24 protein-coding genes are annotated in these 24,222 nt (G+C 48.0%); 12 read left to right on the top strand and 12 right to left on the bottom strand.

What is annotated here, in order from left to right; translation table 11 throughout:
* Nucleotides 1–70: 70 nt before the first annotated feature.
* The 6 genes from mtnA (at nucleotide 71) to IPP66_20890 (ending at nucleotide 7,484) form a co-directional block, all read left to right on the top strand.
* The gene (gene mtnA / locus IPP66_20915; GenBank protein ID MBK9927741.1) at nucleotides 71–1,123 is read left to right on the top strand and encodes an S-methyl-5-thioribose-1-phosphate isomerase; all 1,053 of its coding nucleotides are present in this window, start codon (nucleotides 71–73) and stop codon (nucleotides 1,121–1,123) included.
* A gap of 2 nt (nucleotides 1,124–1,125) precedes the next feature.
* Complete coding sequence (locus tag IPP66_20910; protein ID MBK9927740.1) at nucleotides 1,126–1,869, top strand: site-2 protease family protein; 744 nt, start codon at nucleotides 1,126–1,128, stop codon at nucleotides 1,867–1,869.
* Nucleotides 1,870–2,001: 132 nt separating this feature from the next.
* Entirely contained in the window at nucleotides 2,002–2,955 is a 954-nt protein-coding gene (locus tag IPP66_20905) for a carbohydrate kinase family protein (GenBank protein ID MBK9927739.1), read from the top strand.
* Between the two features lie 78 nt (nucleotides 2,956–3,033).
* Complete coding sequence (ahcY, locus tag IPP66_20900) at nucleotides 3,034–4,365, top strand: adenosylhomocysteinase (GenBank protein MBK9927738.1); 1,332 nt, start codon at nucleotides 3,034–3,036, stop codon at nucleotides 4,363–4,365.
* A 221-nt stretch (nucleotides 4,366–4,586) separates the two neighbouring features.
* Nucleotides 4,587–5,570, top strand: coding sequence for an SGNH/GDSL hydrolase family protein (locus IPP66_20895; GenBank protein ID MBK9927737.1), 984 nt, complete (start codon nucleotides 4,587–4,589; stop codon nucleotides 5,568–5,570).
* A 117-nt stretch (nucleotides 5,571–5,687) separates the two neighbouring features.
* Nucleotides 5,688–7,484, top strand: a complete 1,797-nt coding sequence (locus IPP66_20890; GenBank protein MBK9927736.1) for a hypothetical protein — start codon at nucleotides 5,688–5,690, stop codon at nucleotides 7,482–7,484.
* 77 nt (nucleotides 7,485–7,561) lie between these two features.
* On the opposite strand, the gene IPP66_20885 is transcribed toward IPP66_20890, so the two are convergent.
* The 9 genes from IPP66_20885 to IPP66_20845 all read right to left on the bottom strand — a co-directional run bounded on the left by IPP66_20885 (nucleotide 7,562) and on the right by IPP66_20845 (nucleotide 16,685).
* Complete coding sequence (locus IPP66_20885; protein MBK9927735.1) at nucleotides 7,562–8,341, bottom strand: hypothetical protein; 780 nt, start codon at nucleotides 8,339–8,341, stop codon at nucleotides 7,562–7,564.
* A 121-nt stretch (nucleotides 8,342–8,462) separates the two neighbouring features.
* Nucleotides 8,463–9,377, bottom strand: coding sequence for a CPBP family intramembrane metalloprotease (locus tag IPP66_20880; protein ID MBK9927734.1), 915 nt, complete (start codon nucleotides 9,375–9,377; stop codon nucleotides 8,463–8,465).
* 9 nt (nucleotides 9,378–9,386) lie between these two features.
* Complete coding sequence (locus IPP66_20875) at nucleotides 9,387–11,390, bottom strand: glycosyltransferase family 39 protein (GenBank protein MBK9927733.1); 2,004 nt, start codon at nucleotides 11,388–11,390, stop codon at nucleotides 9,387–9,389.
* 1 nt (nucleotide 11,391) lies between these two features.
* On the bottom strand, nucleotides 11,392–12,168 hold the full coding sequence (locus tag IPP66_20870) for a CoA-transferase subunit beta (GenBank protein MBK9927732.1): 777 nt from the start codon (nucleotides 12,166–12,168) through the stop codon (nucleotides 11,392–11,394).
* Nucleotides 12,165–12,794, bottom strand: coding sequence for an alpha/beta hydrolase (locus tag IPP66_20865; GenBank protein ID MBK9927731.1), 630 nt, complete (start codon nucleotides 12,792–12,794; stop codon nucleotides 12,165–12,167). The genes IPP66_20870 and IPP66_20865 overlap by 4 nt, the downstream gene beginning before the upstream one ends.
* A gap of 239 nt (nucleotides 12,795–13,033) precedes the next feature.
* Nucleotides 13,034–13,936, bottom strand: a complete 903-nt coding sequence (locus tag IPP66_20860; protein MBK9927730.1) for a CoA transferase subunit A — start codon at nucleotides 13,934–13,936, stop codon at nucleotides 13,034–13,036.
* On the bottom strand, nucleotides 13,936–14,199 hold the full coding sequence (locus IPP66_20855; protein MBK9927729.1) for a hypothetical protein: 264 nt from the start codon (nucleotides 14,197–14,199) through the stop codon (nucleotides 13,936–13,938). The genes IPP66_20860 and IPP66_20855 overlap by 1 nt, the downstream gene beginning before the upstream one ends.
* 32 nt (nucleotides 14,200–14,231) lie before the next feature.
* Complete coding sequence (locus tag IPP66_20850) at nucleotides 14,232–14,990, bottom strand: methyltransferase domain-containing protein (GenBank protein MBK9927728.1); 759 nt, start codon at nucleotides 14,988–14,990, stop codon at nucleotides 14,232–14,234.
* 42 nt (nucleotides 14,991–15,032) lie between these two features.
* Entirely contained in the window at nucleotides 15,033–16,685 is a 1,653-nt protein-coding gene (locus IPP66_20845) for an aldehyde dehydrogenase family protein (protein ID MBK9927727.1), read from the bottom strand.
* Between the two features lie 216 nt (nucleotides 16,686–16,901).
* On the opposite strand from IPP66_20845, the gene IPP66_20840 reads away from it, so the two are divergent.
* Together IPP66_20840 and IPP66_20835 are read left to right on the top strand one after the other, a co-directional pair.
* Nucleotides 16,902–17,204, top strand: a complete 303-nt coding sequence (locus IPP66_20840; GenBank protein ID MBK9927726.1) for a hypothetical protein — start codon at nucleotides 16,902–16,904, stop codon at nucleotides 17,202–17,204.
* Nucleotides 17,205–17,219: 15 nt separating this feature from the next.
* Complete coding sequence (locus tag IPP66_20835; GenBank protein MBK9927725.1) at nucleotides 17,220–17,444, top strand: hypothetical protein; 225 nt, start codon at nucleotides 17,220–17,222, stop codon at nucleotides 17,442–17,444.
* A 71-nt stretch (nucleotides 17,445–17,515) separates the two neighbouring features.
* Here the strand turns inward: IPP66_20835 and IPP66_20830 are convergent, their stop codons facing one another.
* Nucleotides 17,516–18,169, bottom strand: coding sequence for a hypothetical protein (locus tag IPP66_20830; protein ID MBK9927724.1), 654 nt, complete (start codon nucleotides 18,167–18,169; stop codon nucleotides 17,516–17,518).
* A gap of 91 nt (nucleotides 18,170–18,260) precedes the next feature.
* Entirely contained in the window at nucleotides 18,261–18,833 is a 573-nt protein-coding gene (locus tag IPP66_20825; GenBank protein ID MBK9927723.1) for a 2'-5' RNA ligase family protein, read from the bottom strand.
* Nucleotides 18,834–18,917: 84 nt separating this feature from the next.
* On the opposite strand from IPP66_20825, the gene IPP66_20820 reads away from it, so the two are divergent.
* The 4 genes from IPP66_20820 to IPP66_20805 all read left to right on the top strand — a co-directional run bounded on the left by IPP66_20820 (nucleotide 18,918) and on the right by IPP66_20805 (nucleotide 23,340).
* The gene (locus tag IPP66_20820; GenBank protein ID MBK9927722.1) at nucleotides 18,918–20,009 is read left to right on the top strand and encodes a hypothetical protein; all 1,092 of its coding nucleotides are present in this window, start codon (nucleotides 18,918–18,920) and stop codon (nucleotides 20,007–20,009) included.
* A gap of 149 nt (nucleotides 20,010–20,158) precedes the next feature.
* On the top strand, nucleotides 20,159–20,716 hold the full coding sequence (locus tag IPP66_20815; GenBank protein ID MBK9927721.1) for an ECF-type riboflavin transporter substrate-binding protein: 558 nt from the start codon (nucleotides 20,159–20,161) through the stop codon (nucleotides 20,714–20,716).
* A 78-nt stretch (nucleotides 20,717–20,794) separates the two neighbouring features.
* Nucleotides 20,795–22,504 (top strand): ABC transporter ATP-binding protein, encoded by a 1,710-nt coding sequence (locus IPP66_20810; protein ID MBK9927720.1) that lies wholly within the window; start codon nucleotides 20,795–20,797, stop codon nucleotides 22,502–22,504.
* On the top strand, nucleotides 22,501–23,340 hold the full coding sequence (locus IPP66_20805) for an energy-coupling factor transporter transmembrane protein EcfT (protein ID MBK9927719.1): 840 nt from the start codon (nucleotides 22,501–22,503) through the stop codon (nucleotides 23,338–23,340). The genes IPP66_20810 and IPP66_20805 overlap by 4 nt, the downstream gene beginning before the upstream one ends.
* 52 nt (nucleotides 23,341–23,392) lie before the next feature.
* Here the strand turns inward: IPP66_20805 and IPP66_20800 are convergent, their stop codons facing one another.
* Nucleotides 23,393–24,220: a DUF1684 domain-containing protein gene (locus IPP66_20800; protein ID MBK9927718.1), complete on the bottom strand. Its 828-nt coding sequence runs from the start codon at nucleotides 24,218–24,220 to the stop codon at nucleotides 23,393–23,395.
* Nucleotides 24,221–24,222: the final 2 nt, after the last annotated feature.

Genomic DNA, 24,222 nt, shown 5'->3' with positions numbered 1-24,222 from the left:
TTGCACGATTTTCCTGTGATGTTAAGGCTTTAAATGGGTGACTTTTTCTGTTTGCGGGTAAAATATTTTTATGAGAACCGTATTTTGGGAAGATAACCAACTGAAGATGATCGACCAGCGCATTTTGCCCGGTCGATTTGAAGTCCTTGCCTACAAGGATCATGTATCTGTTGCGCGCGCGATCACCGACATGGTGGTACGTGGTGCGCCTGCCATCGGAGCGGCCGCCGCATTCGGCCTTGCCCTCGCTGGATTTGAATCCGCTTCAAACTCAACCGATGACCTGCTCGCTGATCTACAAGCCGCTTCTAACACTCTGAAAGCTTCACGTCCCACTGCTGTCAATTTAGCATGGGCTGTGGATAGGGTGTTAAGCTCCCTCTCCCAGCGGGAGAGGGCGGGGGGTGAGGGAGATGCCGAATCAATTCGCCATCTCGTCCTCGCAGAAGCCCAACGCATCGCGGACGAAGACGTAGAGATCAACAAGCGTATGGCAGAACATGGTGCAACGCTTATCAATGATGGCGACACCATCATCCATCACTGCAACACCGGCGCATTGGCAACTGTCGATTGGGGCACCGCTCTCGGAGTGATCCGCACGGCGCATGAACAAGGCAAACGAATTCATGTATTTGTGGATGAAACCCGTCCGCGCTTGCAGGGAGCGCGTCTCACCGCATGGGAACTGGAACAATATGGAATCCCATACGAAATCATTTCTGATAACACGGCAGGATATTTTCTCAAAGCAGGCAAAGTACAGAAATGCTTTGTCGGCTCCGACCGCACTGCCGCTAACGGCGACGTGGCTAACAAGATCGGAACATACATGCTGGCCCTCGCCGCGCACGATAACGGTGTGCCGTTCTATCCCGTTGTCCCTACATCAACAATTGATCTCTCCCTTGCGCACGGCGATTTGATCCCCATTGAAGAACGTAATCCGCAAGAGGTGCTTGGCCTCGAGTTCATGGGCGAACGCGTCGCTCCACAAAATGCCAAAGCCCGCAACATTGCCTTCGATGTCACTCCGAATCGGTTGGTGACAGGTATCGTTACAGAGAACGGCGTCGTCTACCCGCCGTTTGAAGTTAATCTAAAGAAAGTTGTATTAGGATAATCATGCTCTTTCAAATTCCTTCTCCTACACAATATGACCTGCGCTTTACGATTGCCGGTATCCCCGTTAGCGTTCATCCGTTGTTCTGGCTGGTAGCGCTCGTGTTTGGCTCATCTGGCAATTTGATATTCATCCCAGTTTGGATCTTTGTCATTTTCATATCCATCCTCATCCACGAATTGGGCCATGCCTTTGCATTCCGTCGCTACGGTCAACGCTCACGGATCGTTCTTCATTTTGCGGGCGGCCTCACCATCCCTGAGACCAGTGCCTTGGATGGGTGGGCAGGCGTCCCTTCCAGCCCGATGCGGCAGATATTCATCTCCCTGGCTGGTCCCTTTGCAGGCTTTTTGTTTGCGGCGGTGATCATCCTTGGTGTTGTGCTCACAGGTGGAGCCGTGCAAACTAGCTGGCTGTTTGGATTTATCCCATTGCCTTTATCTCCGAGCCTGTCGTTTGGCGGAGCGTTATTGAGTACTCTTGTAGGGATGTTACTGTGGGTCAACATCTTTTGGGGTCTCATGAATCTATTGCCGGTCTACCCGCTTGATGGCGGCCAAGTCTCACGAAATATTTTCATTCAATATGACCCGTGGGATGGCGTCCGCAAGTCGCTTTGGTTGTCTGTTATCGCTGGCGGGTTGATCGCGCTGTTAGCTTTTTTTGTGCTTCGCAGTACCTATACAGCGGTTCTATTTGGGTTGTTAGCGTTTCAAAGTTTTCAGGCCTTGCAAGTGCGATATTGAAAAAATTTGTAAGCCGATTTTCTAGACAATGCAAGCATCACATGATAAACTTTTTCTCGCACACACTGGCGCACTCATAAAGAGTGCGCCTTTTAGTGCGAATTAATAGTTTGTGATGAGATAAGGAAATCAATGGACATTCTTCTTACTGGCTCCGTAGCCTATGATTACTTGATGACCTTCCCCGGTTATTTCAAGGAACAGATTCTCCCCGAACGATTGGAATCGATCAGCCTTTCATTCCTCGTTGAGTCCATGTCAAAGCAACGCGGAGGCATTGCCCCGAACATTGCTTACACCATGGCCTTGCTCGGTGAAAAGCCGCGCGTGATGGCAACTGTTGGTGAAGATTTTTCGGATTATCGCCAATGGCTCGAATCCAGCGGTGTGGACACCTCGCTGATGAAAGTGATCCCCGGCGAATTCACCGCCTCTTTCTTTGCGACAACAGACCGGGCCTCTGCTCAAATTGCCTCTTTCTACCCCGGAGCGATGGGGCATTCCGCCACGCAATCGTTGAAGGATCTCGATAAAAAACCTGACCTCGTCATTGTGTCACCCAGTGCGCCCGATGCAATGATGAAGTTTCCTGCCGAGAGTCGCGAATTAGGAATACCGTATCTGTATGACCCGAGTCAACAAGTTCTTCGCCTTGAAGGTCACGAACTCGCTCGCGATATGGAAGGCGCACAGTTCCTGTTCTGCAACGATTACGAGTTCGGACTCATCTCCAAGAAAACAGGATGGAGCCTTGACCAGATCCTGGAACATGTCAAAGTGTTGGTCATCACCCGAGGGAAAGATGGAGCAGACCTCTACGTCGGAGGTGACGCGGTGCATATCCCCACTGTCCCCGAAGATACGATCATGGATCCGACCGGCGTGGGCGATGCCTTCCGTGGCGGGTTTTTAGCAGGCTACTCACGCGGTTTCGATTGGAAGTTGTGCGGTGAGGTCGGTTCTCTGGCGGCGGTCTATTGCTTGGAAAAGAACGGGACGCAAAGCCATAGCTATACAAGAAATGAATTTGTCCAGCGCTTCCGAAGACATTTCGATGATGCTGGAAAATTGGACGTGTTGTTGTAAAAACTTTGGAATCCATCAGCTCGCTGATGGCGTGGAGCAAAGCTCCACGATTCCATATTAATTTAGAAGGAGCAATACATGAGTAACTACGATATCAAAGACATCAATCAGGCTGAAGGCGGACGCCGCCGTATGGATTGGGCAGAGAACGAGATGCCCGTCCTGCGCCAGATCCGCGAGCGCTTCAAGAAAGAAAAGCCTCTCAAGGGTTTGCGCGTTTCAGCATGTTTGCATGTGACAACTGAGACTGCCAACCTGATGGTCACATTGCAAGATGGCGGTGCGGACATCGTCCTGACTGCCTCGAACCCGCTTTCCACACAGGATGATGTGGCCGCCGCGTTGGTGAATCAGTTCGAGATCCCCACCTACGCGATCAAGGGTGAAGACAACGTCACTTATTACAAGCACATCCGCGCCGCGTTGGAACACCGCCCGCACATGACGATGGACGATGGCGCCGACCTTGTGTCGTCCCTCTTCTTCATCGAAATGGGACGTTTCGAAAAACTTGAGCCTTCCCTCGCTTCATGGGCCAAAGGTCTTTCTGCTGAAGAGCGCAAGACTCTCCTCACCAACGTCGTTGGTGGCACCGAAGAGACCACCACGGGCGTTATCCGCCTCAAGGCCATGGAAAAGGATAACATCCTGAAGTTCCCCGTCATCGCTGTGAACGATGCGTTGACCAAGCACTTGTTCGATAATCGCTATGGCACGGGTCAATCCACCATCGACGGTATCATCCGCGCAACAAACGTCTTGTTGGCTGGAAAGAATTTTGTAGTGGCAGGCTACGGCTGGTGCGGACGCGGTCTCGCATCCCGCGCACGTGGCATGGGCGCGCAGGTCATCGTTACCGAAGTGGACCCGATGAAGGCGCTCGAAGCGGTCATGGATGGTTTCCAGGTGATGCCGATGGAAGATGCCGCCAAGATCGGCGATTTCTTCTGCACCGTCACCGGCGATCTGAACGTGATCGACGGCCATCACTTTGAAGTCATGAAGAGCGGCGCGATCGTTTCGAATTCTGGCCACTTCAATGTGGAAATCAACATCCCCGCGCTTGCGGCAATGAGCAAGGGCAAGCCCGAACTCGTCCGCCCGTTCGTAGATCAATACACCACCAAAGACGGACGCAAGATCAATATCCTCGGCGAAGGACGTCTCATCAACCTCGCCTCTGCCGAAGGGCATCCTGCTTCCGTTATGGACATGTCTTTCGCCAACCAAGCCTTATCCGCCGAATACATGGCGAAGAACGCAAAGGTTTTGGAGAAGAAGGTCTACTCCGTGCCCGAAGATATCGACAAGGAAATCGCCCGCCTCAAACTTCAGGCCATGGGCGTGAAGATCGATACCCTCACCCCGGAACAGGTCAAATACTTGGGTTCGTGGGAAGAAGGAACGTAAGCCGGTAGTAAGAAGGTATCACTGAAATCTCGGAGCTTTTCAAAAGCTCCGAGATTTTTTGTTTTAAACCACAGCAAGATGGTTTTTATGGGTAAATTGCGTTTTGACCACTGACTCTAATTAATTGGAGCACTAATTCTGCCTGGCTCCGACAAATTAGAGGGGCAGGCTCATATTATGAGAACAATCCACTCGGAAATCCATTTTACGGAGTTTCAGAAATGTTCTCAAAAACACATGTCAAGCTATTACCCTTTCTCATCTTGCTTGCTAGTTTGTTTTTTATCCCCAAAATGACGACATCGTCTGTTCAGGCGGCCAAGTCGCAAACATATGATGGAGGGCAGTCTCTCGGTAGTGTTACCGAACCGATACGCTCGTCTGCGATCCATAAATCGGAAGATACTGAATTGTCTATGGTTGTATTGCCTACATCGTTTTCAGGCTCTGATTTAAACACTCGTCGCCCTGAAGATTGGAAATCCTGGAATATTGTCCCTTCCTTGAGTCAAAGAGCGCTTTTGATCTATAACCAAGGATTGACGATTGGTAATAACCCCCATGCCTTCTCCAAAGTGGGCGATGGTGAGATTTCTGCTGAGTGGTTTCTGACTGAGTTTGACCTTGGTGTTGAGCATTATGATCTGGGCCCAAACATAGATTTACAAACAACAGTCACTTATTTTTCGGGCTCGTTTGGCAGGCAAAGTCAGGCGGCTCGTCGTGGTTTCAATGCGCAAAGAGTTTTGGATCCTTCCTTGGCGGATAGAAAGCTTTGTCAAACAGGGGAGTCGCCTCTTGATTGTGAGATACGGATACATCGCCCAAGCTTTGCTTTGGTTTCATTGGGTACAAATCAGGTGTGGCAACCTGCAGAGTTCGAGAGCGGGATGAGGAAAATCATTGAGACTTTAATGGTGCATGGCGTGGTCCCAGTGTTATCTACAAAGGCTGATAATCTTGAAGGTGACAACAGTATTAATATGATCATTGCCCGCCTTGCCGTGGAATATGATCTCCCGGTCTGGAATTTCTGGCTTGCTGTACAGCCTTTACCCAACCATGGTTTGCAGAAAGACCATGAACACCTTACCTATTTCCCGAATACTTTTAGCTCCCCCCAGACAATGCAGTTTGCCTGGCCTGTGCGGAATTTATCCGCTTTGCAGGTGCTGAAAAGTTTATTGGAGGATACACAACCGTGAGAGTATTATTTTTGAAGGATGAAGGCCTTTATTTGTGGTGTGGTAAAAAATGGCATTACAATATGAACCTGTTTGTGTTTGATATTGGGAAAAGCTTTCACGGAGAATCGCTCAGGTATGTCAACATCACATCGGAAATTTGGAGATCTGCTTGAAGAGGGTATCAAGCGGGTACATATTAACCGGAAGAAACCGATTGGTTATATTCTGGACGAATTTGGCTACGAGCTCCGACCAGAAGATTCTTCAAAAGGGCGCCATGCTTTGGGACATTGGTATTACAAGAAACGCATTCCAGCCAGTATGGAGGATGTTGCAAAACTGGCTGAACTTATTATTACAAACAGTGATGTAGAACGTGACTGGCTAGGCGCTTTTCTTGCCAGCGCGGGCTACCCAGAAGTAGAGAAACTATGCGATAGGTTTTTCCTCTCTAGAACGAACGCTGAAGAAGTTCCCGTTATTTCTGTCATTAATCCGGCAGGTGAAAACTCTAGAAAAGATGGGCCGTCAGTCAAAGATAAATATTTGTGGAGATGGCTCTTGTTTGGGATGGCTATTATGGGGATTGCGGGATTTCTTTTTTGGGCTTGGTTGCAAGGCACTAAGCCAATTATTGATGCAACATCAACAGAGTTTCAACTTGCACAGTCAATAACTGCAACCGCATCTATGGCTCAATCAATTGTTACGAAACCACAGGTGGAAGATGCAACAACAGTGTCTCCTCTAACACCCACTCCAGACTTCGTCTCGTTCGACGGCAAATGCCCTGATGTATTATCCGTACCATCAGCTTTTGAGTATTCAGGTTCACAATCTTTTAGGGATTTTCTCAATAGTGGAGGCTCTTTTGTTGCATTGCAAAGCGGCTTCAATATACTGGCTCAGAAAAAGGTTGACTTTAGTGATGGTCGTATTGTCAGCACTGACTTAACGGGCGATGGTGTGCCTGAGATCATAGTTAGTGTAATTTTGCCGAAGGGTAGTATTTGGCAAATCCTTGGATGCAACTCAGGACAATATGAGCCTTTGGTGGATGTCAGTGACTCTGATAAACACTACCTTCGTTTTGCTGTTGACCTGAATGGGGATAAGTTACCCGATATTCTTAGCTATCGACAAACACAGCCTGAGACAACTCAACTTTTTGAGTTCTTCATTCAAGAATGGGATGGGCGGCAAATCATTGATTTGATCGATAATACTCGCTTTGCTGATGTTGCCAAACGCCTTCCGAGCGATATTACTGATTGGCAAAGGACAATCGCTAATGCTACTGTAACAACCCGTGACACAAATGGGGATGGCCTTTATGAAATGATTGTCACAGGTGGATTGGTCACTCCTGTCCCTACCTGTGAAACTCGTTTTGAACGACAGTTTGCAGATGTTTGGGCTTGGAATGGAAGATCTTTCCAGTTTGCGGAGCGTGTATATGATCTACCTATTTATCGTTTCCAAAGATCGGCCGATGGTGACCTTGCTTTTGCTCTCAAACAATATGATGTTGCGCTAGAAGCATATCGAGACGTAGTCTTTGATACAGGACTCTATCGACGCGATCAATATTTACCTCAGCTAGATGCTTGTAAAGGCATTGGACCTGACATTGATCCTGATCTCATTAAGAATGAACAGGAGCTGCTTACTGCTTATGCACGCTGGCGAATTTTTCTTATCAATACTCTCGAGGGCTCCCAAGATGCTATGCAGGTAGTATATAGCACCCTACAAGATAAATTTCCAGAGGGTCAACCAGGGCATTCTTATGCAGTTATAGCGGACACTTTTTGGGATGAATTTCAAGAAAGTCATGATATTCAAAAGGCGTGTGATACTGCGAATTCAATTGCAAGTGACCAAGATATGTATCCTAATCATGTTGCGGCTAATATATGTTTTATCCCCTGATTTATTTGCATCGAGAAGAACAAAACAGCCTTGTAGATTTTGTCTACAAGGCTGTTTTGTTGAGTGCTATTAGACTATCATCCGCACTTTACAACGATGGACACTGTATTGGATGTGCCTGTTGTATTGAAGGATGTGATGTCATAGGTAACGCTGGGCGGCGGGTCTCCAAGTACCCATATAGCAGGCAGGGTGGTGTTATCGGTGAAACTGGTTGTATTCTCATCAAGTATGCCTAGAAGTTCTGTTCCATTACGGTAGAGACGGAAGCCATCCTCGTTGTTGGATGTGTCCGTCCATGAGAGGTCAACTTTAACCTTCTTATGGAAGAATGGATCATTCGATGTTACGCAACTGACGTTGGCATTTAGGTTTTTAGGTGCACTTGGAACAGATGGCGTGGGAGTGGGAGGAACAGGGTACTCTGGAAGGTTGGTTACATTCCCTGCGACGCTTGCGTACTGCCCCCATAACCAACAAGTGCCAGATCCACCTGGGGTTTTGATGATCCAATAATTGGTGATGGTGCTCTTGCCGACAATCTCAGCTGTTTGACCGGGGTTTAATCCGCTCAACAGATCGTATTCCACGCCAGGACCGGAGCGACAATTCGTGCTTTGACTAACCGATACGATTGGAACCGATGGCGTGGCTGTAAATTCCGGTGTTGCTGTGAATTCAGGCGTAGACGTAAACTCTGGCGTCGCAGTAAAAGGGATAGGCGTATCCGTTTGCGGAAGCGGGTTCGCTTCGGGAGTGGACGTCTCTTGCAGATTGGAATTGTTGGCTGGCAGGTTACATGCTGAAAGAATTAATATCACACAAGCGGCCAGGCGTAAAAAAATACTTCTTTTCATTTGTCTCTCTCCTTGGTGTGTAATGATGTCGTAAAAGGACATCTACACCAAGACGGCACGAAATGTGATTAGTCTCATATCGGAGAGAGACAAAGGTACTATCAATTACAAAGATACTAGATCATTGTTCTTTTGATTCTCGGCCTCTTGTATACCAATAGATCAGGACCGCTCCTACGATCAATGAAGGTAGGACGATCAGCCCTGCCTCGGGACCAAATGCGCCACCGGTCCATAGTTCTGGACCTGTGACCTGAATCCGCGTCAATGGGTAGATGTCCAAGCCTGAAACGGGGAAACCGAAAACAACACCCTCGAAGAAATTCCAGCCAATATGAAGTCCAATCGAAAGCCAGAGTTGTTTTGTGCGGATGTACCCGTAAGCAAGGTAGATACCTGCAAAGAAAATACCCGCCGCGCTGACCCAAGTCGCATTGGGATTTCCGAGGTGAAGCAGGCCAAAGACAGCCGATGAGATCATAACGCCCCAGAATAAATTGATGCCGCTGGCGAGAGTCTGTAGGTGGTAGCCACGTGAGAGCAGTTCTTCGTTCCAGCCGACGAAGATGAAGATGACGAAGAATGCCAATACACTGGTGATTACAACATTGAGAGAATCAAACTGCCATGCAAACCCTGTAAAGCTCAACCAGCCAAGCCCCAACATTACGGCGTAGATAAATCCCATTTGAATAAAAGTGATACCGATACCTGTGAGGATATCAACCCATGCCTGACGGTTAACTTTTAATCCCAGGCTTTCGAAAGATCTCTTATCAAGCCAGCGACGGGCGATGTAGATGGATGATCCCAGAATAATTAACTCAAGAATCTGGCTGACGAGAAAGCCTAAGTTTCCGGTGATTTCGTGAAGCTTTAATGCGTATGCGACAAGATTAAGAGGTATGCTAATCAAGATGAGAAGCAAAGTTTGGAGTAATAACCTCCAGCCCGCGCGTAGACGCGGCTCATCAGGTGAGATGAAGATTTTCTGGACGATGGTTCTTTCTGGAATTGGGGTAATTTCTTGTGACATGATGTGTTCCTATTCGGGAAGTTTGTATATACCGTATATGTTATCTGGCGTATGACTGATAAGCTGAAGTTGATTTAATATTTCACGAAGCACTTCTTTGGCGGTGGGGGTAAAGGTGCTGTTTGGGTCGTTGGTGTCCAGTTGGGCGCCGGTATTGTTAATAAGGATATGTGTATAGCCTTGGCTTTTCCAGTAATTTATTAGGCCTTCGGATGTTTTGTAATAATGTAGGTCGTGAGGAAAGTTGTTGTTGATAACATCAGGTTGGGCGAAGCGGGGGAGTGCGTAGGTGCGGGGTTCGAAGAGATTGTAGATGTGCGCACCTTCTGGAAGTTCATCAACAATTTGTATAAGAGCGGCATAGGATGGACTCGTCTTTGCGATATATTGTTCACGGGTTTGAATGCCGAAGGCAACGGCCAATGGGTTACGGCGCAGAACGAACATGCTGTTGCTAAAGAGAGTTAATGCTATGGTGACACCAATCAATGTGTTGGCAAGAAAACTAACACGGACTTTAGATGTGTCTAGGTTTCGTAACGTATCCCAGCCAAGCGCAGTGGGGAGAATGAATGGGATTAAAGCAGGGAAGAGTAAGCGTCCCTGCCAGAGGTGTGATGAGTTGATAACGCCCAATGTCCATGCGGAGAATGCTAAAGCTGAGAAAAAGCCAATCGTAAGCAGAGACAGGTTTTGTGTTAAGTTCTGACGCGTGCGCTTGGTCAGAGTCCAGATCGCGAGTGGGGCAAGCGCCAAAAAGAGCGGTCCCATGCGTCCATCAAAATATGTCTCATCCCGATAGCCCAATGTAACAATGACAGGAAGTTTAATGATCTCAAGTAAGTTCCAACCAATGCCCGTGCCTGCACCTGCGTACCATTCGGTGTGAAAGGAGTCCCAATAGCGGCCGCCGAAGACGAAGGGATAAAATGGATTGCCCATGATGACCGCATTGCGGATATACCATGATGCGGCGATGGCAAGCGCGATGATGCTAAATTGAGCGGCATGTGCGATTGCTTGCTTAAAGTTTTTTCTACGCCAAAACAGGATCAACAACCCGCACGCGAGTGGTGTGGTGAAGGATGTGTATTTGACACCCATTGCGAACCCTGCCATGATCCCTGCGATGTGAAGCCATGCGGTTGAGTTTTTTGATTCGTAAAATGTGATGGCATACAGCGTGGCGAGTGCGTAAAAGATCAGTGCCATATCGGCATAGGCCCATGATGCAAGAATGGGCAGGGATGGAATGGTGGCGGCGAGCAGGAGAGTCTTTCTCCCGATTTCTACGTTCCAAGTTTGTGTGGCCCAATGCCACAACAGAAGAATTGCGAGTGTGCCCCATGTGAGATGGAGCATTTGCGCAGCGCGCTCACTTCCCATGCCGAGAGCCCAGAGATAAACATTTTCAGTTACGTTGGGAAACCAGAAGGAAAGATTTTCGAAAGGACGGAGTCCGCCATCTTTGAGAATTTGCGCAGGTTGTGCGAGATGATAGAGTGGGACATCGAACGCTTCAAATTGAGGGACAAGTGTAAGAAGGAAGGAAAGAAAAAATGGAAGCGCGACAGCGAATTTTGAAAGCGTGTTGAATTGTCCGAAGGATGCCCTCCAGCGTGTGCTGAGAGCTTTGATATCGTTAGCTAATGTTTGGTGGTCTTGCTTAATGAGAAAGAATATCCCCAATATAAATTGGATGTCAAAAAGAATTGGTGCTTTGGCGATTTGTGCGGCGGAGATCCACAGACTGAGTAGTCCCAACGCACCTAAGCCAATACCTGTGCCGAAAAGGAGACGCTCTATTTCGTCGAGTTGCGTCTTTGTCCAATACAGGACTCTTTTTCCTATAGCGTAGGCATTGAAAAGTAAAATTGCAGTGACAATGAATGTCCACAGTGTGTCGACGATACCCCTGAAGGAGGATATTAAATCAGGTTTCTGCACGACATAGTATGCACCAATAATGGTAACTAGCCAGAGTAGAAAAATGGGCGCTGCAATACGTCTCATTCTATCCGCCGCTTTTCAAATAAATTCCTGTTGGATCGAGTTCTTCGCGCAGAATTCGCAATTCGTTTTCGGTGACGGCTTCAGTTGCTTTTACTTCAGGGGCAACTTTCAAATCCCAACCTGTGTTGGCTTTCGCTTCTTCGGCTGTCTTGCCGGGATGTAGCGCCGTGAGGATCATTTCACCGTTTTCGTAAGGTTCCAGAATTCCAATATCAGTCACAACAGCTAGCATACCTCCACCGTGTAGGCCTGCTTTTTCACGGTCGCCTTTGCCATTGATGAATCCGGCCGATGTCATAAATTCCACTTTTTCAGGGAAACGTCGCTTTTGATGTGGGGTCATGATGTAACAGCGGTTTGCCCATGCCGCGATCTCCTGTGAACCACCCGAGCCGGGTAATCGTACTTTGGGATGGTCGTATCCACCGATTACTGTGGCGTTGATATTGCCGTATTTATCAATTTGCGCGCCGCCCATAAAACCGACATCCACATTGCCGCGTTGAAGATAGTTGGCAAAAATATCGTACATGCTCACCACGGATAGCGATCCGCTTACGAGTGTTGGGTCGCCAATGGATAACGGCAATCGCTCAGGTTCCGCGCCGATCACGCCTGCCTCGTAGATCATCACAAGATTGGGCGCGTGAGTCCGCTTGGCGAGATTGCACGCAAGGTTGGGTTGCCCGACACCGACGAACACTACGTCGCCATCGCGCAATAAACGCGCGGCGTTGATGATCATCAATTCGGCGGATGAATAATTGATTTCGCTCATGTGACCTCTTTTAGAAACGACTGCATGATCTCAAACACTTCTTTTGGACGTTCCAGTGGAAGCAGATGGGTGGACTTGGGCAACGCTTCAATCTTAATTGAAGGCTGTTTCCGTTGAATGAGCCTTGTTGCATCTTCGAGCAATGTGTCTGTCTCTGCGCCACGGATGATGAGAGTCGGCACCTCGAGTTTGGGAAGGTTGCGCCAGATATCGTAATCGAACAAACTTGTACGATAGATGTGGACTTCCCATTCAGGGGTGTAAACCAGTTCGTATCCCTGTTTTGTTTTTTGTGTAATGCCTTCGATATACGCTCGCAGACTCTCGTCGCTCATATAACGGAATACATTCCGATTGCGATAGCCTTTAAAGACGGTTTCAAGATCATCAAAGAACCGTCTGCGTTTCTTCGCTCCTGCAATCAGTGGGTGGACTCTGTCTCCCAGCCCAAGCAAACGGATGCTGTGCCACATCGTCATAAATGACGGAACGAATAACACTGGGTCGATCAAGACCAAGGCACGGAACTTATTTGGGTCACGCAACGTGGCCCGCAAAGTGACAGCCGCTCCGATGGAATGACCAACTCCGATGACTTTCTCCTCGCTGAGGGGAGGTGTAATCACCGTGGTCGAAGCGCGAGATACTGAAGCAAGTCATCCGACAGTGGATGCCAACTCTTCAGGTCTTCCATCTTCGCGTCATCCCAAAGCGGACGAAGATACATCCCGAAGATTCGGTATTCTGTTTTTAAAAATTCAAACAAAGGTTTGTAACATTCAGGGGGGTAACCGTTTGCGTGAAGAAAATGAAGCGGTTTGCCTTGGTTGTTATAGTTAAAACTTTTCATCCACTAATCTACACTTCAATATTTCCCGTAATTGATCGGCTGACTCATTTGCGCTTGCACTTCAAGCCGTTTATGAGTTTCTTTTCCAAGTTTGTTCCAATATTCTTCGCGGTCTTTCACACCATACACCCACTCGTCCAACCAGGCTTTGACCGTGTCCACCGATTCACTGACCTTATCCCACGCGAGATAGAACTCATTGTCGCGATCGTAATATCCTTGTGCATAACTCGGATGACACGCAAACGGGACATGACATACCGCGCTGACGACGATGCCCGGTATCATTGTGCGGTTCGGGTCAGACCTGATGACTGATTCGTCCACGATCTCTTCTGCCGTAAGGATGACTTTCTTTGCGGCGAAGGCGGCTTCCTTTTGTTCGCCGATGATGCCCCAAAGATGTGCATTGCCATTGGCGTCTGCTCTTTGCACGTGGACTATCGCCACATCTGGATTGAGCGCAGGCACAACGATCACGTCCTTGCCGCCGTATGGGTCAGGGATTCGTTTGATATTGGGGTTGGCGCGCTCAAGGTCAGTAGCGCCGGTCTGGTTCATGGGGAGGAAGGGCAGGCCCGATGCGCCCGCTTGTAAACGAGTGATCATGCCGAAGTGAGAATACTCGTCCCATTTGAGGTCACCCTTTTCGATGGCCGAGCGGACGATACGCAACGACCCAACTCCTGGGTTCCCCATGTACGAGAAGACCACTTCCTTTGCGCAACCTGCCGCGACCATCATGTCGTAGATCAGATCTGGGGTGGCGCGGGCGAGAGTGAGATTCTTTTTGCCTTGACGAATGATCTCATGCCCTGCCGCAAATGGAATGAGATGCGTAAATCCCGCGGCATAGACCGTGTCACCATCATTCACGTATTTAGAAATAGCTTCGGAAAGCGAAGTGAGTTTACTCATTATTTCTTCTCTTCTTTGGGTTTAGGTTTCAATCGCTTGAGAATGCTGAACCGTCCGCTGGGGGGAGGGGATGGCTTTTTATATTGTGCGCGGAAAGCGAACCCAACAGTCAAAAGAATCATGCTCCAGCAGAAGAAGCTGAAAACAGTTTGTTTTGCGGCTTCGGATAGCATGAAGAAGATCAATAGTCCGGTACCCACCAGTAAAAAGAAGGTACCGATACGATATAAAAATTCTTTACGGTTGTATCCTTGATCGCCCATGATGTATTGTTAAACCTATCAGGTTTTCTGGTTTATTTTGGTTTTTTTGCTGAGAATAAGATTCGGCGAAATGGGTAGAAAACGGGACTATCCGGCATAGCCATACGCATCTTCTTACGTATAGCTTCCACGAATGTATCCTTATGTTCACCAAGCCGTTCAAAATATGGGACCAGTGCTGTGCCTGAAATCCATTCTACCACTGCGTCTGAATCCTCCAGAACGTGCGGATAGATCTTCTCGAAGACGTTGATCTCTTCCGCGCCGCAATCAAACAGGATGCGAGAGTAATCATCGATGGGGAGGACAGGCGCATAGCGTTGAAAGCCTTGTAGGATGAATTTGAACATATCCTCTTCGGCCGTCTCACGATAGATCTGGTGCGAGATGTGATTATGGTTGGATGGAATTTGCACGGCAAGTTGTCCGCCGGGGTTGAGTTTATCGAAGAGATAGGGGATCAGCTCCGCGTGGTTCTCGCTCCATTGCAATGCGGCGTTGCTGAAGATGAGGTCCCATTTACCTGTCAGCGTGGATTGATCTCCTTGTTGGAAGACCAGATTTGGCGTCGAAAAAGAAGCGGCTTTATCCAGCATTTGAGTGGAGCTATCGAGACCGGTCACATGACTGTTTGGAAGTGTATCCGCCAGTTGGCGAGTCAATTCACCGGTGCCACATCCGAGGTCAATGACTTTGAGATTCGGGCGCACATCCACCATCGCGAGCAAGTCATAAAACGGAGCGGCGCGTTGCGATTGGAATTTGTGATATAGGTCAGGGTTCCAGGGCATGGTTAATCAAAAAGCCCTCCCTTTTCAGGAAGGGCCACTAGTTTATTTACGCTTGGCAGTCTTTTTAGCAACCTTCTTTACAACTTTTTTGGCTGCTTTTTTCGGTGCTGCCTTCACGGGTGCAGGCTTGATCAATGTTTGGATCTGTTCGTGCATGTAGAGTTGAACGTAGTAATAACCGCCGCCATTCTTGCCGCTTGAACCGGAGCCTTTCCAGCCGCCGAAGGGTTGGAAGCCCGGCCATGCGCCTGTGGTTGCGCCTTGCGGACGATTGGCATACGTGACGCCAGCTTCGATGTTATCGAAGAACCATGCGGTTTCTTTTGCGGAACCATAGAAGCCAGCGGTGAGACCATAGTTCACGTTGTTGGCGATCTCCATGGCTTCGGCGAGGTTGCTCACCTTGCCGATGGTGGTAATGGGCAGGAACATTTCATGTTGCCACAAACGATGACTGAATGGCAGGTCGGTGACGAGGGTGGGCTCGCAGTAATACCCCTTATCGAAATCGCCGCCGGTTTTCACGTGACCGCCGGTTAAGAACTTGCCGCCTGCGCCATTGATCTCTTCAGTGAAGTCTTTGAAATCTTTGTAGGAACTGTTGTTGACTACAGGGCCGAGATACGTGTTACGGTCGGTTGGGTCGCCGATAACGAGGGCATCAGCCTTTGCTTTGAGTTTGGCGACCAACGCATCGTAGACGGGTTCTTCCACAATGACGCGTGATGCGGCCGAGCATTTTTGTCCCTGCAAACCGAACGCCGAACGGATGATGCCAGTAGTGGCATCATCAAGATTGGCATTGCGTGAAACGATGGCAGGGTTCTTGCCGCCAAGTTCCAATATGATGGGGCGTACGTAGTTGCGGCTTCCGAAATCGCGGAACATCTTCATGCCTACATCGAATGAACCGGTGAAGGTTACGCCGTCCACTTCGGGGCTATCTACAAGGGCCTGGCCAAGCGTGGAGCCGGGGCCGGTGACAAAATTGAAGACACCGTCAGGGATGCCGGCATCGCGCAAGCATTCAGCGTAGAGTCGCACGATCCATGCTGTATCCGTTGCCGGTTTAAGGACGACCGTATTTCCAGCTACAAGGGCGGCGCCGGTGGGACCTCCGCTCAGAGCGAAGGGGAAGTTGAACGGCGAGACCACAAGCCATACACCGTACGGTTTGAGCACAGAGACGTTTGTCGAGTCATATCCAACGAGCGGGTCTTTGCCCATCGGTTTGACGAAGCCTTTGTTTTCCTCCACCATTTGAGCAGACCAATACATCAGGTCGGCAGTTTCCTGTACATCGCCAAGCGATTCCATGCGGTTCTTGCCCACTTCCAAAGCCATCGCCGCGCCGAGTTCGAAAATGCGCTTCTCGATCAAAGCCGATGCTTTGCGTACCAACTTTACACGCGTTTGCCATGGTGTGCGGCTCCATGCGGGGAAGGCCCTGCGTGCCGCATCAATTGCCATCTTTGCGTGCGATGCGTTGCCTTTCTGCATGACGGCCAGTACCCAATCGGTGTTCACGGGTGAGCGGTCCTCGAATTTATCCTCTGCGAAGACATCCTTGCCGTCAATGATCATCCCGTATTCCTTGCCTAAGTTTGCCTTGAGTTTCGCAACTGCCTTGTCGAAACCCGTGTGCAATGCCTCGGGTGGGTTGAACATTGTGGCGTACGTGAGTTTGAAAGCCATTCTGCCTCCTGAATTGAGTTGAAGAGTTTGTGGTTTGGTGGTTGAGTAGTTTGGCGATTCAGCAGTTGGACTATACAACATTCAACACGTGAATCACTTAACTAAAGACAGTATAGCGTAGGATGTGACCCTCGTCAAAGTGACGAAAATCATCACCTATGAAGGGTTATATTAATCTCTTCGTAAGAATTTTCTGATATAAATTTTCTAATGAATATGACGAAACCCCGCTTCTTCCTTAACCTTGGCTTGCTTGCCATACTACTGGCCTCGTGCGCCCCTGCGGCTGTGACTCCTCAACCGTCGCCCCAGCCTGCTTCTGCCACCGTTGGGCCAAGCGCAACGCCCATCTTGGACACAGCGACCGAAGTGGTTGTTGCCGTCCCAACCGAAACTCTTGCACCCACACCTTTCCCTGTCGCCACCTCGCGTGGACCTAACCTCGAAGCCACTGATCCACGAACAGTCAGTCTCGCTTCTGGTGGGTTGCAGTTTGTGGAATTTTTCCGCTTTACCTGAGGTACTTGCCGCCAAATGGCGCCCATGGTTCATGGGCTCGAAGCAAAATACTTTGGACGAATCAAATTTACCTATCTGGATGCCAACGATATCGGAACGGAGCCTTTCCAGCGTCAACTTGGTTTTTACTATCAGCCTGAAGTATATTTACTCGACGAAAATGGAAATGTCCTAAAGAAATGGGTGGGATACACTACCGAAGAAGAATTCGAAGAAGTGTTCGCGCAATATGTGCAGTAAAAGTTTTCAAAATCAATTTAAAAAGCGGACGAATTTACTCGTCCGCTTTTTTGTGCCTGATAGCAAGGTGTCTATTTTACGGAATTAGGAAAAGTAAGAATGATTTGCATTTTCTCAGCTGGTGCATCTTTTAATTCAAACGTTCCATTGTGTAACTCCATAACGCGTTGCATGACAAATCTATAAGGATCGATATAAGAGTCGAAATATTCACCTTCCGTGATATCCGTTCTGCTAAATTCAAATTGTAGAGTAGTGGCATTAGCATTCTGAAGAGACATGATGGTAATCTCGTTTTCCAGACCATCTGTTGTGATATCTTCAATGAGATGGACGGCACACTCTAGTGCTTTATGCACATGTATCTGATCGCCCCATAACAGAATCTCGTCATCTGAAACTTTGATGGTTGTGTGGAGCTTGGGATGAAGTTTTATTTCTTCATCCCAAAAATCCATTAATTCCCACACTTTGAGATTTGATGACGTAACGCTTTGTCTATAAACAATATAACGCTGAGCATCTAGTAAGATACCAAATATCTTCCATAATCGTTCTGCATTACTTTTGATGATTTTTAGATAGTGTTGTTGGTCCTCTGTAATTGGTCCTGCCACACCTTCTAGCATAACATCTGTGTAGCCTCTAATTGATGTTAGGGGTGTGCGAATGGTCATACTATCAAAGTTAGCCAAAAGAAAGAGAGGAACTTCAATGGTTTCCACAGTAATTATCCTTTACTATGGGAAGAATTATACGATGTGTAATGATCATAATTGCATAATACTTCCATAATGAAACGTTAGACGCTGGCCATCACCTCCCCAATGGCCGAATCTTGTAACATAACTGGTCCCCATGCGGACCTGTTGGTTCATCGTAGACGAACATGGCGAGTTCATGAGCAGTGTAGCTCAAGTTGATTTTGGAGTATTCGATCTCGCCCTGATACTTGTTACAGATCTCCATCAGGTGGCCACACATCATTACACTCATGTGAAAACGATACTTGTCCCCGTCAAAATCTGCGGATACGTCTCCGAAACGCTGGCTTAAGTCCTTGTTGATACGGTGATGCAGTTCTCGTAATGTCTCCGTCTCTTCCACAGCCGCCCAGAGAATGCCATATTCGGTTCCATCGAAGAGCATGGGAACGGCTTGAAGCTCTGTCAAGGTAACGTCAAAAGGTTGAAGGGAGCCTGCCAATTCATCCATGTACTCATCGAGTGTGCGGAGATCTGGAACATGAAAAGGCTGTTTCAATGAGATATGCGGCGGCAGGGCGGCGTGACGCGTTCCCGTACGATATTTTTGGTGGATATCCCACGATAGTTTCCGAATATAGTTGTGGACGTCTGAATTCGCGAGTAATGCAAAAGTCGCTTTCATGGTTGCCTCCTTGGCGTGTCCATGTGCTTTTTTTAGTATAGCACGGCTGTCAAGCCCTATTAAAGGCACGGTTATAATCCATGCATGGACTCTTTTATTCATACATTTATTTTCCTTGCTGGCTTAATAACAGTCATTCTCACACTCTTCTCGGCCCTATCCACGTTTGTTTTGCCTCGTGCGGCAAGAAGCCAATTGAATCGTATTGTTTTCGGACTCTTGCGCCGCATCTTTGACTTTATCCTTCACTTTGCAAAGACCTACGAACGGCGTGACGCGATCATGGCGTATTACGCACCGATCGGGTTGATGCTCCTTATGCCGACCTGGTACCTGTTGATCTCACTTGGCTTTACAGCCATGTATTGGAGCATGGGAGTGGGGGATTGGTTCACAGCGTATCAATTGAGCGGCTCATCGTTGTTCACACTTGGTTTTGCAACAGAGAATACATTTCTGATTGATGCGTTCGAATTTATCGAGGCCATGCTGGGCTTGATTCTTGTTGCGCTTCTGATTGCCTATTTACCAACCATATATGCCGCGTTCTCACGGCGTGAACAAGCAGTCAACATGCACGAGGTCCGTGCGGGAGGTCCCCCCTCTGCCTCTGAGATGTTGTTACGCTTCAACCGTATTCATGGCTTGGACAAGTTAGCTGAGTACTGGAAGATCTGGGAGGGCTGGTTCGCAGACGTGGAGGAGAGCCATACCACTTTGCCCGCACTCGTTTTCTTCCGCTCGCCGCGCGCTGAAAATTCGTGGGTGATTGCCGCAGGGTCCGTTTTGGATGCGGCCGCCATTACGCTCTCAGCGCTGGATATTCCTTATGAGCCGTCTGCCGCGCTTTGTATACGGGCAGGGTTCCTCGCCTTTCACCGTATCGCGGATTATTTTGATATTCCTCATCCCCACGATCCACACTACCCTGAAACTCCCATTTGTGTAGCGCGTGCAGAATTTGATGCTGTACTTGACCAGCTCGCCAAGGCTGGACTGCCTCTCAAGCCGAATCGTGATCAAGCCTGGCTCGACTTCGCAGGCTGGCGCGTCAACTATGACCGAACCCTGATCCTGCTATGCGGACTTGTCATGGCCCCCCGAGCGTCCTGGTCCAGTGACCGGGCACCAGACTTCCACTTGCCGCCGATGGTGATTTTCAAGAAGAAACTATAACATCTAGATAGTGTTCTAGCTTTTGTAGGCGCGTTTCTTGACATTCTGATTCGATGAATTGATAATAGTTCTGACGAATAAAGCGCCGTTGTTGTACGGTAAAATAAAAAGATGAGTTTGAGAAACCATATCAAAAGGAGAAAAGAAATATGAAAGAGCTTTTCAAGGTTAACACCAGAACGATCGTTGCCACTGGTTTGGGCGCGGCTATTTTTGCATTGTTGTTTATGTACGTTAAGGTTCCATCCCCCATCCCTGAAACCAGCTTTCAGACCGCCTATGGCTTGGGCGCTTTCTTTGCCACGTTGTTCGGACCCATTGCCGGTGCGTTGATCGCCTTCATCGGCCATGCGCTTAGCGACGCCATTCAGTATGGTTCCCCGTGGTGGAGCTGGGTGATCGCCAGCGGTGTTGCTGGTTTTGTTTTTGGCTTTGCTTTCAAACGCACGAACGTTGAAGAAGGCGAATTCAAAACAAAAGACATCATCACTTTCAACGTAATTCAGGTGATCGGCAATGCGATTGCGTGGATCGTGGTGGCGCCCGTGTTGGATATTTTGATTTATCAAGAACCTGTGAATCTGGTCTTTACACAAGGCGTAACTGCAGCGATCATGAATGCGATCAGTGCGGGGGTGATCGGCACTCTCTTGCTGATCGCTTATGCGGCGACTCGTACAAAGAAGGGTAGCCTGAGCAAAGGCTAAACGGGCGCCTGTTTTCGATTGTTACACAAGGCTGTTGACATCAACAGCCTTGTGTTATAAATCGGCAGGCTTGCATTTATGGACAAACAGACAATCATCGAATTTCAGGATTTTTCGTTTCAATATTTCAGCCAATCTGAGCCAACCCTTCACAATGTCAACCTGAAAATTAATCGTGGCGAAAAAATACTGATCATTGGCCCCAGCGGTAGCGGTAAAAGCACGCTTGGACATTGTCTGAATGGATTGATTCCGTTTTCGTATAAAGGGGAGATTCAAGGCAGTTTGAAAATAAACGGGTTGGAAACAAAAGAACAGAATATTTTTCTCTTGTCAAAGATCATTGGTACAGTGTTGCAAGACGCCGACGGACAGTTTGTAGGCTTGACTGTCGGTGAAGATATTGCTTTTGCACTTGAAAATGACAATGTTTCCAATGCCGAAATGCATGACCGTGTAAAAAAAGTGGCGGCGATGGTGGATATGCAAAGCCTGTTGAATTCATCTCCATTTGAATTGTCTGGCGGGCAAAAACAGCGCACCTCGCTCGCCGGCGTAATGATCGATAATGTGGATATTTTGCTCTTCGACGAACCACTTGCCAATTTGGACCCTGCGACCGGCAAAGCCGCCATTGAAATCATCGATGATATTCATAAGGAATCGCAAAAGACGATTGTCATTATTGAGCACCGTTTGGAAGATGTTCTGCATCGGAATGTTGACCGTGTCATCATGATCAATGACGGCAGAATCGTCGCTGATATGACGCCCCATGAACTTGTTTCCTCCACACTTCTGACCGAGAACGGGATTCGAGAGCCTCTGTACATCACTGCATTGAAATATGCAGGCGTCAAAGTCTCCACCGAGATGCAACCGGGGCATATCACTACATTGAAGACTGAACTTTCTCGAAGCGCCATAACCACATGGTACGATGCCATCCGATCTGAAGATCAGGTAAATACGAACCCATCCATTTTGAAGATGGAGAATATCTCCTTTTCTTATGATGGTGACCGTCAGATATTAAGCAACATAAATATTGATATCCGCGAAGGAGAAATGATCTCGATTGTTGGCAGGAATGGTGCGGGCAAGTCTACCCTGTCTAAATTGTTGTGTGGATTTGAAAAAGAAGACCAGGGTGCAATTCTCTACAAAGGGGAGAATATCAAAAACAGGACGATCAAAGAACGCGCTGAGATCATTGGGTTGGTAATGCAAAACCCTAATCAGATGATTTCCAAGCCGATGATCTATGATGAAGTTGCGTTGGGCCTGCGTTTGCGAAACGTTCCCGAAGAAAAAATTGCAGAACAAGTGGAAAAGGTGCTCAAGGTTTGCGGCCTGGCGCCTTTCAAGAGTTGGCCCATATCCGCTTTGAGTTATGGACAGAAAAAGCGGGTAACCATCGCGTCCATTTTAGTGCTTGAGCCAAAGATTCTCATTCTCGATGAGCCAACCGCCGGGCAGGATTTCCGTCATTACACTGAGATCATGGAATTCTTGGTGGAGATCAATAAATTAGGCGTGACGATCATCTTGATTACGCACGACATGCACTTAATGCTGGAATATACGCCACGCGCGATTGTCCTCTCCAACGGGAGAAAAATAGCGGATACGGCCGCTTCTGTAATCCTTACGGATACTCATGTTATCGAAGAAGCGAACTTGAAAGAGACATCCTTGTTCAACCTTGCTCAGATGGCAGGTATCAAGGATGGTACGCACTTTGTACAGGGGTTCATTGACTACGAGAGGCGGATGAAAAACCGATGAATACGAAAATAAAACTCTTTTCGTATAATACTTTGAATACGCCTGTCCACAGGTTGTCTGGTTTAACAAAATTGATCTGCTTTTTGTTGCTAACCTTTGCTGTTATGTTTTCATATGACATTCGTGTCATTCTCGCGGTCATGGTCTTTTCTGTTGCTGTTTTGAGACTTTCGCAGATCAAATATTCACAGATCCGCTTGATGATTATTTACGTGCTCATCTTTGTGCTCACCAATGCAGTGATTACTTTCTTATTTTCCCCTGAAGAAGGCGTGAAAATTTATGGCACACGGCATGACATTGCCAATTTGTACGGCGAATACAAGTTGACGTGGGAGCAGGTTTTTTATCAGGTTACCAAGTTTTTTAAATATTTTTCAGTCATCCCTTTTGGAATTATCTTCTTGCTTACAACCAATCCCAGTGAGTTTGCTTCATCTTTGAACAGGATCGGCGTAAATTACAAGGCCGCTTTCGCTGTGGCTTTGACATTACGTTATTTTCCCGATGTACAGCGTGATTACCATGATATTAGTCAGGCACAACAGGCGCGTGGATTGGAACTTTCGAACAAGGCAAAATTTACTGATCGATTCAAGAACTCCCTGCTGATCGTTATTCCGCTGATCTTCTCTTCGCTTGATAGTATTGAACTAATTAGCAATGCCATGGATCTGCGCGGCTTTGCCAAAAGCAAAACCCGTACCTGGTATACATCCAGAAATTTCACGGGTTTAGATTACACAGCATTAGCGATCTCAGCCTTGATTTTTATATTCACGATTTCTGTATCTGTGTTTATCAACCACAGCCGTTTTTATAACCCATTTATCTAGTAGCTGTTGAAGCAAAAACGACGCATGCCGCGTCGTTTTTTGCTTTTAGAACCTAATGGTTGTGCTCAGGGAATTTCTCTCCCGCTTCGATCCGTACATGTAAGTGGTTTTCCTGCGGCGGGAAGGAACAGGTGGCGTAGTCAGTGAACGCGCAAGGCGGACTGTATGCCTTGTTGAAGTCCAAGAATAATTTGCCGTTTTCGTGTGCATCAGTGTAGTGATAGCGGCCAGATGGGTAAGTGGGGTTGCCGTTGGTTTCATCCATAAATTGGACGAAGAGACGATGGTCAGATAATTCGCTCACGACCAGCTCATAAGATTTTCCGTTCAGTTCAAAAGTGACATACCCTTCCATCTTTTCATCAAGAATGGCGCCAAGGATATCGGGCATCTTGACGACTCTGGGCGTTTCGTAGCGCGTATACGTTGCAGGGACTCGAAATGCCTCGTTGACGGGATACCAAACACGGGGTGGAAACGTGCGGCGTGCCTCTCTTGTGTTATCCCACAAGCGAATGCCGATCCCTTTGGAGCGGCGCACTACCACCATGCGCATGTCATTGAATGTGATAAAGCTGGGAACATCATCTTCGTCTGTATCTAGCAATGAGGACTTTACAGATGTACCGTTTACTTCAACTGGTGTGTCTAATTCAACATTCAACTTTACATGGTTACCATCGAATTCAAAAGTGCCGAGCCTTTTTGGGGCGCGTGCGGGCAGAAGAATATCGCAATCAGGATCAGAGCCAATGATATTTTCACCCTTGCGAAGCCAGAACAAACCAGCCAGCGATAACCAACCGTTTTCGCGGCGTAGATTGGTGTCCACTTCCTGCCGCCAATTCAGAACACTTCTGACATACTCTTCGTTTGCCATGT

Origin of the sequence: Candidatus Defluviilinea proxima (genome assembly GCA_016721115.1) — a bacterium.
GTDB lineage: Bacteria > Chloroflexota > Anaerolineae > Anaerolineales > Villigracilaceae > Defluviilinea > Defluviilinea proxima.
This window is presented reverse-complemented; position numbering and strand designations above follow the sequence as displayed.

What these genes read in the sequence shown, in the direction of transcription:
- IPP66_20840 (MBK9927726.1), top strand. Translation starts at nt 16,902, where the DNA reads ATGACGAAACCCCGCTTCTTCCTTAACCTTGGCTTGCTTGCCATACTA.
- IPP66_20870 (MBK9927732.1), bottom strand. Translation starts at nt 12,168, where the DNA reads ATGAGCGAAATCAATTATTCATCCGCCGAATTGATGATCATCAACGCC.
- IPP66_20885 (MBK9927735.1), bottom strand. Translation starts at nt 8,341, where the DNA reads ATGAAAAGAAGTATTTTTTTACGCCTGGCCGCTTGTGTGATATTAATT.
- IPP66_20805 (MBK9927719.1), top strand. Translation starts at nt 22,501, where the DNA reads ATGAATACGAAAATAAAACTCTTTTCGTATAATACTTTGAATACGCCT.
- IPP66_20910 (MBK9927740.1), top strand. Translation starts at nt 1,126, where the DNA reads ATGCTCTTTCAAATTCCTTCTCCTACACAATATGACCTGCGCTTTACG.
- IPP66_20860 (MBK9927730.1), bottom strand. Translation starts at nt 13,936, where the DNA reads ATGAGTAAACTCACTTCGCTTTCCGAAGCTATTTCTAAATACGTGAAT.
- IPP66_20895 (MBK9927737.1), top strand. Translation starts at nt 4,587, where the DNA reads ATGTTCTCAAAAACACATGTCAAGCTATTACCCTTTCTCATCTTGCTT.
- IPP66_20815 (MBK9927721.1), top strand. Translation starts at nt 20,159, where the DNA reads ATGAAAGAGCTTTTCAAGGTTAACACCAGAACGATCGTTGCCACTGGT.
- IPP66_20905 (MBK9927739.1), top strand. Translation starts at nt 2,002, where the DNA reads ATGGACATTCTTCTTACTGGCTCCGTAGCCTATGATTACTTGATGACC.
- mtnA (MBK9927741.1), top strand. Translation starts at nt 71, where the DNA reads ATGAGAACCGTATTTTGGGAAGATAACCAACTGAAGATGATCGACCAG.
- IPP66_20875 (MBK9927733.1), bottom strand. Translation starts at nt 11,390, where the DNA reads ATGAGACGTATTGCAGCGCCCATTTTTCTACTCTGGCTAGTTACCATT.
- IPP66_20810 (MBK9927720.1), top strand. Translation starts at nt 20,795, where the DNA reads ATGGACAAACAGACAATCATCGAATTTCAGGATTTTTCGTTTCAATAT.
- IPP66_20880 (MBK9927734.1), bottom strand. Translation starts at nt 9,377, where the DNA reads ATGTCACAAGAAATTACCCCAATTCCAGAAAGAACCATCGTCCAGAAA.
- IPP66_20825 (MBK9927723.1), bottom strand. Translation starts at nt 18,833, where the DNA reads ATGAAAGCGACTTTTGCATTACTCGCGAATTCAGACGTCCACAACTAT.
- IPP66_20850 (MBK9927728.1), bottom strand. Translation starts at nt 14,990, where the DNA reads ATGCCCTGGAACCCTGACCTATATCACAAATTCCAATCGCAACGCGCC.
- ahcY (MBK9927738.1), top strand. Translation starts at nt 3,034, where the DNA reads ATGAGTAACTACGATATCAAAGACATCAATCAGGCTGAAGGCGGACGC.
- IPP66_20820 (MBK9927722.1), top strand. Translation starts at nt 18,918, where the DNA reads ATGGACTCTTTTATTCATACATTTATTTTCCTTGCTGGCTTAATAACA.
- IPP66_20845 (MBK9927727.1), bottom strand. Translation starts at nt 16,685, where the DNA reads ATGGCTTTCAAACTCACGTACGCCACAATGTTCAACCCACCCGAGGCA.
- IPP66_20890 (MBK9927736.1), top strand. Translation starts at nt 5,688, where the DNA reads ATGTCAACATCACATCGGAAATTTGGAGATCTGCTTGAAGAGGGTATC.
- IPP66_20800 (MBK9927718.1), bottom strand. Translation starts at nt 24,220, where the DNA reads ATGGCAAACGAAGAGTATGTCAGAAGTGTTCTGAATTGGCGGCAGGAA.
- IPP66_20835 (MBK9927725.1), top strand. Translation starts at nt 17,220, where the DNA reads ATGGCGCCCATGGTTCATGGGCTCGAAGCAAAATACTTTGGACGAATC.
- IPP66_20855 (MBK9927729.1), bottom strand. Translation starts at nt 14,199, where the DNA reads ATGGGCGATCAAGGATACAACCGTAAAGAATTTTTATATCGTATCGGT.